This is a genomic window from Agreia sp. Leaf244, from assembly GCF_001422695.1.
Taxonomy (GTDB): domain Bacteria; phylum Actinomycetota; class Actinomycetes; order Actinomycetales; family Microbacteriaceae; genus Agreia.
The window spans coordinates 293,577-310,315 of sequence record NZ_LMLX01000005.1; the positions used below are offsets into that span (position 1 = coordinate 293,577).

The window sequence follows — 16,739 nt, forward strand, 5'->3', positions numbered from 1 at the left end:
GCAGGGCGCGGTCGACGCGGCGTTTACCTGTTCGGTTTCGGCACGGCTGCAAAACGGATGATTCAGACAGGCACGGCGCGCCGCTCATGTTTCATCGCGCACAGTGCAACGGTTAGAGTCAAGGCTAATCATGTGCCGGGGAGGAGTCTCGTGTTCAGCTCGTTCGAGATCCGCATCCCCGCGCCTATTCCGCGGGCGCTTCAGTTTCCGATGCCCAAGTCGGTCACGTACATCAGCACCTATCGACTGCTCGACCCCGAGACTCCCAGCCTGACCATCGGCATCGGCATCGCCAACGCGAACTACTGGGTCATCGACGGCGAACTCAAGTACCGCTACTTCTCCGAGAGCGACAAGACTCTGCGCAACTGCCCCTGGGACGCGAAGACCGACTTCGACCTCGTGGCCTGGGCTCAGGGAGTCTTCCAAGACGGAGAGGACTACGGGCCGTCGTTCACCGTTCATCTGCAGGCGGCACAGGCGGCGTACCGCCGCGGTGCCGCGAGCTACCTTCCTGTAGAAGAAGGACTCGTCACGACGGCGCTCATCGATCATCCCGACCTGGGCGAGGTGCAGATCCGCGACGACATGGTGATGTTGTTCACCGAGTGGCTGACCGACCCGGCAGAGGGCGCGAAGTACCTCACGACGGGGCATCCGGCGCACCGGTCCTGACACTCGGGGTCTCCTGGCCCACATGAGGAACACCCATGTTTCGCGGTTACAATCGAGCGAAACGAGGGAGTTTCCTGTTGCCCGATACGACCGCCCAGTCCAGTGCCCGCGCCGCCACGCCCGACATCGACCTCGACGAGTTCGCCCGCCTGTCCGGCTCGATCATGTCGAACCTCGAAGCAGTCATCAACGGCAAGACCGAAGTCGCGACGCTGTCGCTCATCGTTCTTCTCGCTGAGGGCCATCTGCTCGTCGAAGACGTTCCCGGTGTCGGTAAGACAACCTTGGCGAAGGCCCTCGCCCGCTCCGTGAGCGCGTCGGTGAGCCGCATCCAGTTCACGCCCGACCTGCTGCCGTCCGACGTGACCGGCGTCTCGATCTTCAACCAGCAGGAGAACAGGTTCGAGTTCAAGCCGGGCGCCGTGTTCGCGAACATCGTGATCGCCGACGAGATAAACAGGGCATCGCCCAAGACGCAGTCTGCCCTGCTCGAGTGCATGGAGGAGCGACAGGTATCTGTCGACGGTGTCACGCATCAGCTCGACACCCCGTTCAGTGTGGTCGCCACCCAGAACCCCATCGAGATGGAGGGGACCTTCGCGCTGCCCGAGGCGCAGCGCGACCGGTTCATGGCGAGGGTATCGATGGGATATCCCGATGCCGAAGCCGAGCTGGCCATGCTGCACAACCGCGAACTGCAGAGTCCGCTCGACGACATCCAGGCCGTCGTCGGCCGCGACGAGCTCCAGTCCATGATCCGCAGCGCTCGTGAGGTCTTCGTGTCGCGAGCGGTCGAGCAGTACGTGGTGAACATCGCCCAGGCCACGCGACGCGATCCCGAGGTACGACTCGGCGTCAGCCCGCGCGCCACCCTGCACCTCGTTCGCGCGGCCAAGGTCGCGGCAGCCCTCGACGGTCGCGACTTCGTTCTGCCCGACGACATCGACGCCCTGGTGGTGCCGGTGCTCGGTCACCGCATCGTTCCCACCCGCAGGTCGGTGAGCGACCACCGCAACGGAGTGAGCGCCATAGAGGAGACCCTCATGAGGATCGTTCAGGCGACACCTGTGCCTCTCGTCGCCGCCCGGTCGCTCTAGGCTATGGCCGCTCGCACGAAGCTCCGTCAGCGCATCGAGCGGTGGCCGTCGCTCACCGTTCGCGGTTATGGATTCCTGGCGGCGTCCATAGCCCTCTACATCGTCGCGCCCATCCTCGGGCAGCGCGAGATCGCGTTCGCCGCATCCGCAGCCCTCGCGCTCCCGCTGCTCTCGCTGATCCTTGTTTCCGTCAGGCACCCGAAGCTCACCGCCGTGCGCCGATTCGATCCCGAGACCGCCAATGCGGGCTCGGACTGCGAGGTCAGCCTGGCCATCCAGAACTGGGGCATGGCACCGACACCTGCGGCGAACTGGTACGACGACGCCACCTCTCCCGTTCACCGCAGTGCCCTCGCCCCGCTTCCCGCTCTGCCGGCGTTCCGGTCGCTGGAGACCGACAAGCCACGGGTGACGACTGTGCGCTACCTCATCGAGTCCCCTCGTCGAGGGCAGCACTCCATCGGTCCGCTCTGGATCCGGTTCGGCGACCCGTTCGGTCTGGCTACCCGCCGCCTCAGCGTGGACGGAACCGACACCCTCACCGTCACTCCCGACGTCGAGACGCTCACCCGCGGGTCGTTCCGGCTTCCGAGCGGCGACGGCCAGGCCATGCAGTCCCGACGACCGGCCGCCAGCGGCGAGCAGGACGTGATCGCGCGCAAGTACCAGACGGGCGACAGCATCCGGAGGGTGCACTGGCCCGCGACCGCCCGGCATTCGGAGCTCATGGTGAGACAGGACGACCAGCACACCGACCACGAGGCCGTCATCGTGCTCGACACCCGCCTCGAGAGCTTCTCGAACGGCGCCGGTCGACGAGTCGCAGATTCCCACTCCGAGGCTTTCGAATGGGCGGTCTCCATGGCCGTCTCGATAGGCCTGCACCTGCAGCACGAGGGATACCGCACCGTGCTCGTGGAGTCGCCCGAGCCGACGGCGCCACGCACAGCGGAGTACGCGGCCGGTGCCGCAGCCGAACTGCTGCTCCGTGGCGCGCGCGCCCGGCTCGACGCCGGGCATCCGCCGCTCGCCGTTCGTGACATCGTGGCGGATGCCGGACGCGTGTCGGGCGAATTGGCCCCGCTTTTCGCCGTGCTGGGCGACATCGACGCGGAGTCCGTCGACGCCCTGCGGCGGTCGGCGGCCACGACGTCGTCGGCCCTCGCCTTCGTCGTGCACGACGCGGCGACGCGGAGCACCGTGCCGGCGTGGGCGGAGCGCCTCCGAGACGATCTGGTGCAGGCCGGCTGGGTCGTCCGGCTCGTCTCCCCAGACGAGGCCCCGTCGTCCGCGTGGGAGTCCGAGCCGGCGGGAGTCCTCCGATGACGGCCCGGAGCCGCTCCGACCGACGGCAGCAGCAGCGCGGCTCGTGGATGGTGTCGATCGCTGTCCTGGTGACGATCGGCGTGCCACTCGCGGGCCTCGGGCCCTTCGTGCAGGGGGACTCGTGGTGGTTCGCGGCGATGGCCATGGCCGTCGCGTGCATGACCGCCTCGTGGGCCGTGCGGGCCTCGGGCCTGCGCCCCGCACTGGGGATCGTCGCGGCCGTCGCCGTGTGGATCGTCGCCAGCGAGTGGTTCTTCGCTCCGGGCACGGCGTTCCTCGGCGTCATTCCGACACCCGAGACGGTCGACACCCTGCTCTCGGGCTTCATCGACGCCGGTACACAGATCCAGGTGCAGACGATTCCCGCGGATCCGGTCGCGTCTCTCGTGCAGCTGATCGCCATGGCCTGCGGGCTCCTCGCCATCCTCGCCGATGCGGCTGTGGTCGTGCGCTTTCCGGCGTTCGTCGGCGTGCTGGCACTCGGTCTCTTCATCGTTCCCTCCGCCGTGCAGATACGAGACGTCGACGTCGTGCGATTCGTCGCGACGGTGGCGTCGTTCCTGCTGGTGCTGTGGCTCGCCGCACGAACCGACGGCCATCGTTCACAGGGTCATCGGAACGCCACCCGCGCGGGCCGTTCTCCCCTCACGGCGCTCGCCCTGGGAGCCGGGGCCATCGTGTGCGCCCTCCTGATTCCGGCGGTGACACCAGGATTGACCGCCCAGGCCTTCGCCGATTCGAGGAGTAGCGGACGCATCCCCTCGATCTACGGGGCGGGCATCGACCCCGTCATCCAGCTCGGTCGAGATCTTCGTCGCACGACCCCCATCCTGTCGCTCAGCTACGTGACGACGGCCGACAGTCCCCTGTACCTCAAGATGGTCGACCTGAACGACTTCTCGACGGGCACCTGGCAGCCCGAGGAGACGGACGGCGGCACTGTGGAGGAGCTGGCGGCCCCGCCCGGACTCGCCGACGACGTGGAGCGCAGCACGGTCAGCACCGAGGTCTCGATCGAGGGCCTCCGCAGCGAATGGCTGCCGCTGCCGTCTCCCGCGACGTCATTGGACAACGCGGGGCGCGGATGGACCGCCGACCCCGACACCGGTGTCGTCACCCTCCCCCCGAGCCGCAACGACAGCCGTGGAGACGACTACAGCGTCGAGAGCCTGGTCGTGGCGCCCTCGGCTGATCAGCTCGCCGCGGCCGGCAGCATCGTGCCCGTCGCCTTGAATCCGCTTCTCGAGCTGCCGCCGGAGCTCCCGTCGGTCGTCTCCGATGTGGCCCGCGAGGTCACGGCCGGCGCGACGACCAACTACGACCGTGCCGTCGCGCTGCAGTCGTATTTCACCTCGGGCGAATTCGACTACTCAGTCGAGACGCCCGTCGCCGGCTCGTTCGACGGAACCAACGCCGACGCTCTGGCAGCCTTCCTCGAGGTGAAGAGCGGATACTGCGTTCACTTCGCCGCGACCATGGCCACGATGGCACGCGTCCTCGGCATCCCGTCGCGCATCGCCATCGGATACTTCCCCAGCTCTGCGGCCACGCGCTACATCGACGGCGAGCCGCAGTACGAGGTCCTCACGGACCAGCTGCACTCATGGCCCGAACTCTACTTCGACGGCATCGGATGGCTGCCGTTCGAGCCCACCCCGAGCCTCGGCATCTCCGTTCCCGAGTACACGCTGCCCGCCTATGCCCAGCAGAGTGCCGGTTCGCAGGCCGCGGCTCCGCAGACGACGGATGTGACGCCCACGTCGCAGGCACGTGATGACGTCGATCCCGCGGCGGCCACGTCGACGGGGGAGGCCCGGTCACTCGCCCAGCTGCGGGGATGGCTCACCGCACTGGCCGTGGCGGCGGGTGTCGCGCTCCTCGGGCTCGTGCCCGCAGGCATCCGGTCGTGGCGTCGGCGCCGCTCGCTGGCCGCGATCGACGGCTCCCAGAGGCCGGCGACCGGAGCGTGGCTGGAGTTGCAGAACTTCGCCCGAGACTATGGAATCGAGGTGTCCCGCGGGGATACGCCCGCGGTGTTCGCGGGGCGTCTGCAGAGGATCCGTCGTGTCGCTCGCGATGACGTAGACACACTGCGTCGGGCCGTGGAACGCGAACAGTTCGCTTCAGCGCGCAGTGCGCCCGTGGGTGGCGCCGAAAGGGGGGCGGTGAGGGCCGCGGTCCTCTCGGTCGAGAAGTCGATCGCAGACGAGGCCGACCAGTCGGTGCGGCGACGGGCGAGACTGCTGCCTGCCTCGCTCTTCGTGCGCTCCGAGAAGAGGGACTAGCTGCTCTGTCGAGGACGGCGACCACGCCGGGGACGCATGCTGCCCAGCGGACGCGCGTGATCTGACGTCGACAGAACCCTCTGCACGTCGTCGAGCCACGCCAGAGCGGACCTCGAGAGCACCCGGGTCGCCTGCTCGCCGAGCGCGGCGAGTGGCTCGTCAGTGCTGTCGGCCGTGGGCACAGCCTCCTCGCCGAATGCGTCGCGATACCCCCGCACCAGGTCGTCGACGGGTGCACCGGGAAGCGAGGCGACCAGAAGCACGTGGCCGACGAAGTCCGACCAGCTGGAACCGGCATCCGCCGTCGTCAGCCATGTCTCGACCTCCGCCCGGCCGCGCGCAGTGAGGGCGTAGAGCGGCAGTCCGTCGCCCGTCATGCCTTCGTTGATCACGAACCCCTGGGATTGCAGCCTGTCGAGGGTCGAGTAGATCTGCCCGACGTTGATCGATCCGACGCGGTGCATTCGCGTCTCGACTTCGCCGTGCACCTGGGAGCCGTAGGCCGGTCCGAGGCTCAGCACAGCCAGGATTCCCGACCTCACCGACATGTCGCACTCCATCGAAGTAATTGTCTACTCAGTATGCCCCTCGCGGATAAGGGAACCCGAGCGGCTCGCCGGTTCCGCTGCGGCAATTCATCTGGCAGTACGCAGCCCTATCGTGCATAATGCAAGAACAACTTCAAAACAGTGCCGCCGCAGTTCCATTTCACAGGTCGTTGGGGAAGACGTACCTCACGAAATGGAGACAACAATGGTGGCACCCGTCGCACACGGAATGATCTTCGTTCATTCCGCCCCCCGCGCGCTCTGCCCCCACGTCGAGTGGGCCGCAGGTCGCGCAATTGGTCGTGCCGTCAACTTCAGCTGGCGCGAACAGCCCGTGCTCCGTGGATCCCAGCGAACCGAGTTCTACTGGGAGGGGCCGGCCGGCACCGGTGCGGCCATCTCCTCAGCGCTCCGCGGCTGGGAGCACCTGCGCTACGAGGTCACCGAGGACCCCGCCGCCGGCTCCGACGGCGGACGCTGGGTGCACACACCCGACCTCGGAATCTTCTACGCGCAGACAGACAGCGCGGGCAACACTGTCATTCCCGAGGATCGCGTTCGCGCGGCCATGGAGGCTGCCGGCACCGATGCCCTCGAACTGCACCGCGAGCTCCGCCTGGCCTTAGGACAGGCATGGGACGACGAGCTGGAGCCCTTCCGCCACGAGAGCGATTTCTCGCCCGTGGTGTGGCTTCACTCCGTCGGTTAACCAGTTCGGTCCCCTCCCTCCAAGCGACGTGAGTCGACTGGAGGGAGGGGACCGAACGACAACCTTGTTGCCGCGACGCGGCTCAGGCGGTCTTGAACGCGACGACGGCGTTGTGACCACCGAAGCCGAACGAGTTGCTGATCGCCACGAGATCGCCGTCGGGCAGGGTGCGCGGGGCAGTCACGACGTCCATCTCGATCTCCGGGTCCTGCTCGGTGAGGTTGATCGTGGGCGGGGCCGTGCGCTCGTGCAGCGCGAGGATGGTGAAGATCGCCTCGATGCCGCCTGCACCGCCGAGCAGATGCCCGGTGGATGCCTTCGTCGCCGATACGGGGATGCCCGCGAGTGAATCTCCGAAAACGTGCCGCAGAGCCTTGTATTCCGCAATGTCGCCCACCGGGGTGGAGGTGGCGTGGGCATTGATGTGCGCGACGTCGGAGAGGGAGTAGCCGAAGTTCTCGACGGCGGCGATCATCGCGCGGGCCGCCGCGGACCCCTCGGGGTCGGGAGCGGTGATGTGGTACGCGTCGCTGGTGACGGCACCGCCCACGACCTCGGCATAGATGCGCGCACCACGGGCGAGCGCGTGCTCCTCGGTCTCCATGACGATCGCTGCCCCGCCCTCGCCGAGAACGAATCCGTCACGGGTCACGTCGTAGGGGCGCGAGGCCGTGGCAGGGTCGTCATTGCGCTTCGACAGCGCCTGCATGGCCGCGAAGGATGCGATGGGAAGCGGGTGGATGGCAGCTTCGGATCCGCCCGCGATGATGATGTCGGCATAACCGGCCTGCAGGTGGTCGTACGCATTGGCGATCGACTCGGTGCTGGATGCGCAGGCCGAGACGACCGTGCGGGCGCCGGCACGAGCACCCAGGCTCATCTCGATGGCCGCAGCCGGTCCGTTGGGCATGAGCATGGGCACCGTCATGGGGAGCACACGGCGAGGACCACGTTCGCGCAGGGTGTCCCACGCGTCGAGGAGTGTCCAGACGCCGCCGATACCGGTGGCCCAGTCGACGCCGAAACGCTCGGGCACGACCTCGGGGGAGCCCGCATCGGCCCATGCCTCGCGGGCGGCCGTGAGTGCGAACTGGCTCGAGGGGTCGAGACGCTTGGTCTCGATGCGCTCGAGTACCTCGCTCGACGGCACCTTCGCCTGGGCAGCGAATGTGATGGGGATCTCCCACTTGGCGACCCACTCCTGCTCGAGGGTGGTGGCGCCCGAGACTCCGGCAAGAAGCGCGTCCCACGTTTCGCGGGCTGTGCCGCCGAGGGGGGACGTCGCGCCGATTCCGGTGACGACGATTCGTTTGGAACTCATGGAAAAACTCTCTTGCACGTGGTCAATCGTGGGCAGGTCAGGTGCGTGGACGACGGGCCCGGGCCAGATGCCCGGGCCTGCCGTCTGCGCTGCAGCGGTGGAGTATTAGTCCTGCGCTGCGACGATGAATGTGACAGCGTCGCCGACGGTCTTGAGGTTCTTGACCTCTTCGTCGGGGATCTTCACGTCGAACTTCTCTTCAGCGTTGACGACGATCGTCATCATGGAGATCGAGTCGATGTCCAGGTCGTCGGTGAACGACTTGTCCATCTCGACGGTGTCGGTGGCGATACCGGTCTCGTCGTTGATGAGTTCGGCCAGGCCGGCCAGCACTTCTTCGGTGGACAATGCCATTGTGTTTCTCCTTGAGGGTTGAATTGACCGTCACTTAGTTTAGGTCAGGCCGTGCGCGTTCTTGACGAAGCAACGCGCGTTGGTTACTAGGGCAGTACGACGACCTGAGCGCCGAACACCAGGCCGGCGCCGAAGCCGATCTGCAGGGCGAGTCCGCCAGAGAGCTCGGGGTTCTCCTCGAGCAGTCGGTGGGTTGCCAACGGAATGGACGCCGCCGAGGTGTTGCCGGTGGTGGCGATGTCTCGTGCGATGGCGACGGATTCGGGAAGTTTGAGCTGCTTCGCGAACTCGTCGACGATGCGCATGTTCGCCTGGTGGGGAATGAACGCCGCGAGGTCTGCGCTCGTGATGCCCGCGGCATCCAAAGCGCGCTGAGCGACCTTCGCCATCTCCCAGACGGCCCAGCGGAAGACCGTGGCGCCCTCCTGGCGCATGGTCGGCCACACGTCGATCTCGCCGTCGCGGAACTGCGCGTGGGTGCCCGTCATGTAGATCGTGTCCCACTTAGAGCCGTCGGAGCCCCAAATGCTGGGAGAGATGCCGGCGAAGTCGCTCGGTCCCACGATGGCCGCGCCGGCGCCGTCGCCGAGGAGGAACGAGATCGACCGGTCCGCCGGATCGATGAACTCCGAGAGCTTCTCCGCTCCCACCACGAGCACGTACTCTGCAAGCCCCGCGCGGATGAGCGAGTCGGCCTGGGCGATGCCATACGTGTATCCGGCGCACGCCGCCTCGATGTCGTAGGCGGCAGCAGGATTGGCTCCGACGCGCTCCGCGAGGAGCGACGAGATCGACGGGGTGACCACCGGGTTGCTGATCGTGGCGACGATGACGGCACCGATCTGCTGGGGGTCGATTCCGGCGCGCTCGATGGCCTCGCGGGCTGCGGTCGTCGCGAGGTCGACGGCCAGCACATCTTTGCCCGCTCGGCGGCGCTCGATGATTCCGGTGCGCTGCCTGATCCACTCGTCGGACGAGTCGATCGGACCGACGAGGTCGTCGTTGGGCACGACGTTCTCGCCGCGGGCCGCGCCCACGCTGTGGATGCGTGTGAACTCGCTGCCGCGATTCTGCTTGAGAGGGGCGTGCTTCATATCGTCTCCGGGACTGTCGAATCGGGTATCGTGCTCACGCGTCGCCGTCGAGCAGCGCGAAGGCCGCCTCGAGGTCGTCGGGTGTCTTGACCGCCACGGTGGGTGTGCCGCGAAGGCCTCGCTTGGCGAGGCCGGTGAGTGCGCCCGCGGGCGCGACCTCGATGATGCCGGTGACGCCGGAGTCGGCGAAGGCCTGCATGTCCAGATCCCAGCGCACGGGCGAGGAGACCTGACCGACCAGAAGATCGACGAACGCTCGGCCGCTCGTGACGACGCTGCCGTCCCTGTTCGTCCAGAGGGTCGTCGTCGGGTCGGCGGGCTCGAGTCTCGACGCGACCTCGGTGAGGGTCGCCACCGCGGGCGTCATGTATCGGGTGTGGAACGCGCCCGCGACCTGGAGCGGGATGACCCGGGCCTTGGCCGGAGGGTCTGCCGCGAGGGCGGCAAGCGCCTCGGGCTCGCCGGCGACGACGATCTGCCCGGCGCCGTTGAAGTTGGCCGGCTGGAGTCCGAGTGACTCGAGGCGGGCGAGGAGCTCCTCTTCGTCGGCTCCGATGACGGCGCTCATGCCGGTGGTCGTCTCTGCTGCGGCCGCGGCCATCGCGAGCCCGCGCTGGCGAACGAACGCCATCGCATCCGTCTCGCTGAGCACCCCGGCGCCCGCGGCGGCGGTGATCTCACCGACGGAGTGTCCGGCGATACCGCCGATACGAGCCTTGCGACCGTCGGCGAACAGGGCGCGCAGAGTCAGGATGCCGGCGGCGACGATCAGAGGCTGGGCGACCGCGGTGTCGCGAATCGTGTCGGCGTCGCTCGTGGTGCCGTGGGCGACCAGGTCGAGACCTGCGGCTTCTCCCAGTTCGTCGAGATGTTCGCGGTAGCCCGGAACATCGAGCCAGGGGGAGAGGAAGCCGGGGGTTTGCGAGCCCTGGCCGGGACAGACGATGACGATCACTAGATCATCCTCCCAAGAGTTGAGCCGAAAGGTGTGTCGAGATCACACCAACAATGACGAGAACTGCTGTCGAAAGGATACAGAGGCATCACTTGCGACTGATGGCGCCGTCGTGATCGTGCATGGTGCCGAGGATGAGCGCCGACTGCAGGATCAGGGCTTCACGCGCTCCGGTCGCGTCCCACCCGATCACCTGGGACACACGCTTGAGGCGATAGCGCACGGTGTTCGGGTGCACATACAGCTCACGCGCGGTCGCCTCGAGCGAACGACCGTTGTCGAGGTAGCACCACAGCGTCGCCATGAGTTCGGGCGACTGGTCCTGCAGCGGGCGGTAGACCCTGTTGACCAGGGTCGAGCGTGCCAGGGGATCGCCCGCCAGCGCTCTCTCCGGAAGCAGGTCGTCGGCGAGTGCGGGGCGCGGTGCGTTGCGCCAGGCCCGGGCCACGGCGAACCCGGCGAGTGCCGCCTTCGCGCTGCGGGATGCGTCGACCAGGCTTGGCACCTCGTGTCCGAGCACGAGATGGCCGGGACCGAATCCCGGCTCGAGGGCACGGGCGATGTCCATGAAGCTCAGGGTGGGTTCCGTCGCCTGCTCGCCGGCGTCGTGCTCAGCTGTGCCGGCCGCGGACGGGGGAGACGCGCTGCCGGGAGCAGGGATCGATCGACCGATAACCAGAACGAGTCGATTGCCCTGCACCCCGATGAGCACGTCGGCCTGCAGGTGCCGCGCCGTGCGGCGCAGCTGATCGACGTCGAGCACACGCGGTGTCGTGCCGACGAGAACGCTCACCTCGCCGTGACCGTGCCAGCCGAGGGCCGCGATCCGGGACGGGAGCTCGTCGTCGTATTCGCCGCTCAGGATGGAGTCGACGACCAGGGCCTCGAGTCTCGCGTCCCAGAGTCCGCGCGCCTCGGCCGCCCGGGCGTACACGTCGGCGGAGGCGAACGCGATCTCGCGCGAGTAGAGGAGGATGGCCTCGCGAAGCGAGGCATCCGCGCCCTTGACCCTGTCTTCGACGACCTCGACGACCACCCTGATCAGCTGCAGGGTCTGCTGCAGCGTGACCGATCTCAGCAGCTCGCGCGGAGCGGAGCCGAAGACGTCCGATGCGATCCAGGTGGTCGTCGAGGGATCCTCGTACCACTGGATGAACGACTTGATGCCGGCCTGGGCGACGAGCCCGACCGCGCTGCGCCGCCCTGGCGGCATATCGCCGTACCAGGGCAGCGTCGCGTCGAGTCGCTTGATCGTGGTCGTCGCGAGCTCGCCCGAGATCGTGCGGAGCCACGCGAGCGTCTCCGCCTTACTCTTGGCCATGCTCGCGCACCCCTGCGATCGGTGTGCCTGATCTGTTCACGGAACGGTTCGGCTGACTCGCGTCCGTCAGCTCTCTCCGCCGGCCGAACCCGAGGTTCCGGCCGTGACGTCGTAGAGACGGTACTTCTCGATCGCCCAGGCGGGGGCGGATGCGTCGACCTCGCCCTTCGCGGCGAGCTGCTCGAGCGTGCGCACCACGACCGACGGTCCGTCGATCTTGAAGAAGCGACGCGCGGCGGGCCGGGTGTCGGAGAAGCCGAAGTCGTCGGCACCGAGGGTCGCGTACTCGCCGGGAACGAACTGCCTGATCTGGTCGGGCACGGCGTGCATGTAGTCGGTCACCGCGACGAACGGGCCGGCCGCGTCGGCCAGCTTCGTCGTGACGTAGGCGGTCTGCTTCGGGGCGTTGGGGTTGAGGAAGTTGTGCTCCTCGGCCTTCAGCCCGTCGCGGCGCAGCTCGGTCCACGAGGTCACGCTCCACACATCGGCGGAGACGCCCCAGTCGTCGGCGAGCAGCTGCTGGGCTTCGAGAGCCCACGGAACGGCCACACCCGAGGCGAGGATGTTCGCCTTCGGGCCTTCGACCGTGCCGTCCTTCAGCTTGTAGATGCCGCGCACGACGCCGTCGACGTCGAGCCCCTCGGGCTCGGCCGGCTGCACGTGCGGCTCGTTGTAGACCGTCAGGTAGTACATGACGTTCGGGTCGCTGTGCGAGCCGCCGTACATGCGCTCGAGGCCGTCGCGCACGATGTGGTTGATCTCGTAGCCGTAGGCCGCGTCGTACGACACGACGGCGGGGTTCGTGGATGCCAGCAGGAGCGAATGTCCGTCGGCGTGCTGCAGGCCCTCGCCCGTCAGCGTGGTGCGTCCGGCCGTCGCGCCGATCACGAATCCGCGAGCCATCTGGTCTCCAGCGGCCCAGAGGGCATCGCCCGTGCGCTGGAATCCGAACATCGAGTAGAAGACGTAGACCGGGATGAGGGGCTCGCCCTGGGTCGAGTACGACGTTCCCACCGCGGTGAACGCGGCCAGCGCGCCGGCCTCGTTGATGCCGACGTGGATGATCGTTCCCTGCGGGCTCTCCTTGTAGGCGAGCAGCAGGTCGCGGTCGACCGAGGTGTAGTTCTGACCGTTCGGGTTGTAGATCTTCGATGTCGGGAAGAACGCATCGAGGCCGAAGGTGCGTGCCTCGTCGGGAATGATCGGCACGATGCGGTGTCCGAAGCCCTTGGCCCGCGTGAGGTCCTTGAGCAGTCGCACGAACGCCATGGTCGTCGCGATCTCCTGCGTTCCCGAGCCCTTCTTCAGGGTCTGGTACGCCGAGTCGTCGGGCAGGGCGAACTGCTCGTACTTCGAGCGGCGCTCCGGCAGGTAGCCGCCGAGCTCTCGCCGACGCTCGTGCAGGTACTCGATCGCCTCGTCGCCTTCGGCCGGCTTGTAGTACGGCGGCAGGTACGGGTTCTCCTCGAGCTGGGCATCGGTGATCGGGATGCGCAGCTCGTCGCGGAACGCCTTGAGGTTGTCGAGCGTCATCTTCTTCATCTGGTGGGTCGCGTTGCGCCCCTCGAAGCTCTTGCCCAGGCCGTAGCCCTTGATGGTGTGGGCGAGGATGACGGTCGGCTGGCCCTTGTGCTCGGCCGCCGCCTTGAACGCGGCGTAGACCTTGCGATAGTCGTGTCCACCGCGCTTGAGGTTCCACACGTCGTCGTCGGTGTAGTTCTCCACGAGCTTGAGGGCGCGGGGATCGCGGCCGAAGAAGTTCTCGCGCACGTACGCGCCGTCTTCGGTCTTGTACGTCTGGAAGTCGCCATCCGGCGTCGTGTTCATGAGGTTGAGCAGCGCGCCATCGGTGTCGTTGGCGAGCAGCGAGTCCCACTCGCGGCCCCAGATGACCTTGATGACGTTCCAGCCGGCACCGCGGAAGAAGCTCTCGAGCTCCTGGATGATCTTTCCGTTACCGCGAACGGGGCCGTCGAGACGCTGCAGGTTGCAGTTGATGACGAAGTTCAGGTTGTCGAGGCCCTCGTTGGCCGCGACCTGAAGCTGGCCACGGCTCTCGACCTCGTCCATCTCGCCGTCGCCGAGGAACGCCCAGACCTGCTGGTCGGACGCGTCCTTGATGCCGCGGTTGGTGACGTACTTGGCCAGCTGCGCCTGGTAGATCGCGTTGATCGGTCCGAGACCCATCGACACGGTGGGGAACTGCCAGAAGTCGGGCATCAGACGCGGGTGCGGGTACGACGAGAGTCCTCCGCCCACGTGCGACTTCTCCTGGCGGAAGCCGTCGAGCTGGTTCTCGCCGAGACGACCCTCGAGGAAGGCCCGGGCGTAGGTGCCGGGGGAGGCGTGGCCCTGCACGAAGATCTGGTCGCCGCCGGACGCGTGGTCCTGACCACGGAAGAAGTGGTTGAAGCCGACCTCGTAGAGCGCGGCGCTCGACGCGTAGGTCGAGATGTGGCCGCCGACGGCGATGCCGGGACGCTGGGCGCGGTGCACGAGCACGGCGGCGTTCCACCGGATCCAGGCGCGGTAGCGACGCTCGATCTCCTCGTTGCCCGGGAAGGCCGGCTCGTTCTCGGGGGCGATCGTGTTGATGTAGTCCGTGGTGGGAACCATCGGAACACCGAGGTGCAGTTCCTTGCTTCGCTTCAGCAGGCTCAGCATGATCTCGCGCGCACGCCCGTGGCCGTGAGCCGCAACCAGCTGGTCGAGCGACTCGTTCCACTCCGCGGTTTCTTCGGGATCGGAATCGGTCGAGCTAGCCGAGTACGGGTCCTGGTCGTTGACAGTCAACGTCGACCTCTTTCTGTGGGTGACAGATTTTCTAGTGCCGGTGCGTGCCTGTGCCCGGATTCGTGTCCGGGGGTCAGCGATGCGCGCCACCCTCCAGCCTAGTGAATGTTCCTGCCCGTCTGGCCGCGTCCACGGTTGGTACTCCTGTGGATCAGGCGTAAGATCGGCGAAGTTCAGCGATCGGGCATCCAGGTCGGGGCCCACAAGGCGTCCATCCCCGCTCGCGAAAGGAAACAAGTACCTCATGGCTTTGGAGAACGACACCCGCGCTCCCGACTTCGATCTCGCCAACCAGTACGGCGAACGAATCCGGTTGAGCCAGTTCCGAGGCAAGAAGGCTGTCGCCCTCGTCTTCTTCCCCCTGGCATTCTCGGGAACGTGCACCAGTGAGCTCTGTGCTCTCGAAGAGAACCTCAACCTCTTCAAAGACAACGACGTCGAGCTTCTCGGCATCTCGGTCGACTCCAAGTCCGCACTGCGGTCATGGGCCGAGGTGCAGGGCTACGACTTCACCCTCCTTGCGGACTTCTGGCCCCATGGCGCTGTCGCCAAGGAGTATGGAGTGTTCCTCGAGGGCAAGGGCTTCGCCAACCGAGCGACCTTCCTCATCGACATCGACGGCATCATCCGCGAGAGCTTCATCACGGCCCCCGGCGAGGCACGGTCGATCGAGGCATACCGGGCGGCACTCGACGAGATGCGGTCGGTCGCGGTCTGAGCCGACGCATGCCCGCATGGACTGAGCACGTCATCTGGTGGCACGTCTACCCGCTGGGCTTCGTGGGCGCCGACACGACCTCGAACCCGCACGATCCGGTTCAGCACCGCCTCATGGACGTTCTCCCGTGGCTCGACGACATCGTCGACCTGGGTGCTAACGGACTCGCCCTCGGGCCGATCTTCGACTCCGAGTCGCACGGCTACGACACGATCGACCATCTCTCGCTCGATCCACGCCTGGGCGACGAGGCCGACTTCGATCAGCTCATCGCCGCGTGTCGCGAACGCGGCATCCGAGTCCTGCTCGACGGCGTGTTCAACCACGTCGCACGCAGCAATCCCCTCTGGCAGGCGGCCGTCGCCGCAGGGCCTGGTTCCGCCGAAGCGGCGTGGTTCCGCCTCGAGGCCGAGCAGCCGCCGGGCGGCGAACTGAAGCCGGCCGTCTTCGAGGGCCACGGCCATCTCGTGGAACTCGACCTCGCGCATCCACCGGTCGCCGACTATGTGACTCGGGTCATGCGGCACTGGCTCGACAGAGGAGCCGACGGGTGGCGCCTCGACGCCGCGTACGCGGTGGCTCCGGATGCCTGGCGGCCGATCCTCGACGCCGTCCGGTCGACGCATCCCGACGTATGGATCGTCGGCGAGGTGATCCACGGGGACTACGTTTCGATCGTCGATGAGTCCGGCATGGATTCCGTGACCCAGTACGAGCTGTGGAAGGCGATCTGGAACTCGCTCAACGAGAAGAACTTCTTCGAACTCGCCTGGTCGCTGGAACGCCACCAGGAGTTCGTGGAGCATTTCGTGCCCCTCACTTTCGTGGGAAACCACGATGTGACCCGCATCGCGTCTCTCGTGTCCGACCGCCGGCACGCGCTGCTCGCGCACGCGCTGCTGTTCTTCCTGCCCGGCGTGCCCAGCATCTACTACGGCGACGAGCGCGGGCTGACCGGCGTGAAAGAGGACAGGGCCGGGGGAGACGACGCGGTGAGGCCGTATGCTGACCGCGATGCCCCCGAATGGCAGCTCAACGACGTCTTCGCCCTGCACCAGAGCCTGATCGCCTTCCGACGCCAGCACGCGTGGCTGCACGATGCTCGCGTCGAGGTGCAGGAGTTGACGAACGAAACACTGCTGCTCGAGGCGACGGCTCGCTCGGGCGACGCACGCGCGGCGCTTGCGCTCAACCTGACCGATGAAGCGATGACCCTGCGCGGCACGCACGTTCCGGCCCATGGATACGCGCTCGTCGACTAGGGCCTGAGTTCGGGGCCGGCCCTGAGTTCCGGGATGGGCCCGCCGCCGTGTAATCTGTAGTCCGCACGAGATCTCGACTTCACTCGTGATGCAGGGGCCTTTAGCTCAGTTGGTAGAGCGCCACGTTTACACCGTGGATGTCATCGGTTCGAGCCCGGTAGGGCCCACCCCTGAGAGCATTTCTATCCGGTCAACTATTCCCGATTCGGCCCGATCATCGGCGGCCCATTCTCTTGGCGATCCTCCGTGCCAATGTGCTCGTCTTGGTACCGCCGGTGGCC

At 67.0% G+C, this 16,739-nt stretch carries 14 protein-coding genes and 1 tRNA gene; 8 read left to right on the forward strand and 7 right to left on the reverse strand.

The features are described from left to right. Positions 1-150 precede the first annotated feature (150 nt). From ASF06_RS15670 to ASF06_RS15685, 4 genes are all read left to right on the forward strand, one after another. On the forward strand, positions 151-675 hold the full coding sequence (locus ASF06_RS15670; RefSeq protein WP_055929092.1) for a hypothetical protein: 525 nt from the start codon (positions 151-153) through the stop codon (positions 673-675). Between the two features lie 164 nt (positions 676-839). Then, the gene (locus ASF06_RS15675) at positions 840-1,772 is read left to right on the forward strand and encodes an AAA family ATPase (protein WP_235497248.1); all 933 of its coding nucleotides are present in this window, start codon (positions 840-842) and stop codon (positions 1,770-1,772) included. Positions 1,773-1,775: 3 nt separating this feature from the next. Beyond that, positions 1,776-3,098: a DUF58 domain-containing protein gene (locus ASF06_RS15680; RefSeq protein WP_055949186.1), complete on the forward strand. Its 1,323-nt coding sequence runs from the start codon at positions 1,776-1,778 to the stop codon at positions 3,096-3,098. Further along, positions 3,095-5,383, forward strand: a complete 2,289-nt coding sequence (locus ASF06_RS15685) for a transglutaminase family protein (RefSeq protein WP_055949188.1) — start codon at positions 3,095-3,097, stop codon at positions 5,381-5,383. Before ASF06_RS15680 ends, ASF06_RS15685 begins: the two co-directional genes overlap by 4 nt. Here the strand turns inward: ASF06_RS15685 and ASF06_RS15690 are convergent. Next, positions 5,380-5,931 carry a PadR family transcriptional regulator gene (locus ASF06_RS15690; protein ID WP_055949191.1) on the reverse strand — a complete coding sequence of 184 codons (552 nt, stop codon included), beginning with the start codon at positions 5,929-5,931 and terminating at the stop codon, positions 5,380-5,382. The two genes, ASF06_RS15685 and ASF06_RS15690, sit on opposite strands and share 4 nt — an antisense overlap. 205 nt (positions 5,932-6,136) lie before the next feature. On the opposite strand from ASF06_RS15690, the gene ASF06_RS15695 reads away from it, so the two are divergent. After that, a complete protein-coding gene (locus ASF06_RS15695; protein ID WP_055929075.1) occupies positions 6,137-6,640 on the forward strand; it encodes a DUF3145 domain-containing protein in 504 nt (167 codons plus the stop codon). 82 nt (positions 6,641-6,722) lie between these two features. Here the strand turns inward: ASF06_RS15695 and ASF06_RS15700 are convergent, their stop codons facing one another. From ASF06_RS15700 to aceE, 6 genes are all read right to left on the reverse strand, one after another. After that, positions 6,723-7,961, reverse strand: coding sequence for a beta-ketoacyl-[acyl-carrier-protein] synthase family protein (locus tag ASF06_RS15700; RefSeq protein ID WP_055949194.1), 1,239 nt, complete (start codon positions 7,959-7,961; stop codon positions 6,723-6,725). 105 nt (positions 7,962-8,066) lie between these two features. After that, positions 8,067-8,315 (reverse strand): acyl carrier protein, encoded by a 249-nt coding sequence (locus tag ASF06_RS15705; protein ID WP_044438497.1) that lies wholly within the window; start codon positions 8,313-8,315, stop codon positions 8,067-8,069. Positions 8,316-8,401: 86 nt separating this feature from the next. Then, positions 8,402-9,409 carry a beta-ketoacyl-ACP synthase III gene (locus tag ASF06_RS15710; RefSeq protein ID WP_055949197.1) on the reverse strand — a complete coding sequence of 336 codons (1,008 nt, stop codon included), beginning with the start codon at positions 9,407-9,409 and terminating at the stop codon, positions 8,402-8,404. Positions 9,410-9,443: 34 nt separating this feature from the next. Further along, positions 9,444-10,364 (reverse strand): ACP S-malonyltransferase, encoded by a 921-nt coding sequence (locus ASF06_RS15715; protein WP_055949200.1) that lies wholly within the window; start codon positions 10,362-10,364, stop codon positions 9,444-9,446. 88 nt (positions 10,365-10,452) lie between these two features. Further along, complete coding sequence (locus tag ASF06_RS15720) at positions 10,453-11,685, reverse strand: PucR family transcriptional regulator (RefSeq protein ID WP_055949204.1); 1,233 nt, start codon at positions 11,683-11,685, stop codon at positions 10,453-10,455. A gap of 66 nt (positions 11,686-11,751) precedes the next feature. After that, entirely contained in the window at positions 11,752-14,478 is a 2,727-nt protein-coding gene (aceE, locus tag ASF06_RS15725) for a pyruvate dehydrogenase (acetyl-transferring), homodimeric type (protein ID WP_055949208.1), read from the reverse strand. Between the two features lie 244 nt (positions 14,479-14,722). Here aceE and ASF06_RS15730 point away from each other — a divergent pair, with 244 nt between their 5' ends. The 3 genes from ASF06_RS15730 to ASF06_RS15740 all read left to right on the forward strand — a co-directional run bounded on the left by ASF06_RS15730 (position 14,723) and on the right by ASF06_RS15740 (position 16,625). After that, positions 14,723-15,196, forward strand: coding sequence for a peroxiredoxin (locus tag ASF06_RS15730; RefSeq protein WP_055929058.1), 474 nt, complete (start codon positions 14,723-14,725; stop codon positions 15,194-15,196). A gap of 8 nt (positions 15,197-15,204) precedes the next feature. Next, complete coding sequence (locus ASF06_RS15735) at positions 15,205-16,458, forward strand: alpha-amylase family glycosyl hydrolase (protein WP_055949212.1); 1,254 nt, start codon at positions 15,205-15,207, stop codon at positions 16,456-16,458. 94 nt (positions 16,459-16,552) lie between these two features. Further along, positions 16,553-16,625, forward strand: a tRNA-Val gene (locus ASF06_RS15740). Positions 16,626-16,739: the final 114 nt, after the last annotated feature.

Excerpts from the sequence above, each read along its gene's own strand:
- ASF06_RS15675 (WP_235497248.1), top strand. The coding sequence starts at position 840 with ATGTCGAACCTCGAAGCAGTCATCAACGGCAAGACCGAAGTCGCGACG.
- ASF06_RS15680 (WP_055949186.1), top strand. The coding sequence starts at position 1,776 with ATGGCCGCTCGCACGAAGCTCCGTCAGCGCATCGAGCGGTGGCCGTCG.
- ASF06_RS15685 (WP_055949188.1), top strand. The coding sequence starts at position 3,095 with ATGACGGCCCGGAGCCGCTCCGACCGACGGCAGCAGCAGCGCGGCTCG.
- ASF06_RS15690 (WP_055949191.1), bottom strand. The coding sequence starts at position 5,931 with ATGTCGGTGAGGTCGGGAATCCTGGCTGTGCTGAGCCTCGGACCGGCC.
- ASF06_RS15695 (WP_055929075.1), top strand. The coding sequence starts at position 6,137 with ATGGTGGCACCCGTCGCACACGGAATGATCTTCGTTCATTCCGCCCCC.
- ASF06_RS15700 (WP_055949194.1), bottom strand. The coding sequence starts at position 7,961 with ATGAGTTCCAAACGAATCGTCGTCACCGGAATCGGCGCGACGTCCCCC.
- ASF06_RS15705 (WP_044438497.1), bottom strand. The coding sequence starts at position 8,315 with ATGGCATTGTCCACCGAAGAAGTGCTGGCCGGCCTGGCCGAACTCATC.
- ASF06_RS15710 (WP_055949197.1), bottom strand. The coding sequence starts at position 9,409 with ATGAAGCACGCCCCTCTCAAGCAGAATCGCGGCAGCGAGTTCACACGC.
- ASF06_RS15720 (WP_055949204.1), bottom strand. The coding sequence starts at position 11,685 with ATGGCCAAGAGTAAGGCGGAGACGCTCGCGTGGCTCCGCACGATCTCG.
- ASF06_RS15730 (WP_055929058.1), top strand. The coding sequence starts at position 14,723 with ATGGCTTTGGAGAACGACACCCGCGCTCCCGACTTCGATCTCGCCAAC.
- ASF06_RS15735 (WP_055949212.1), top strand. The coding sequence starts at position 15,205 with ATGCCCGCATGGACTGAGCACGTCATCTGGTGGCACGTCTACCCGCTG.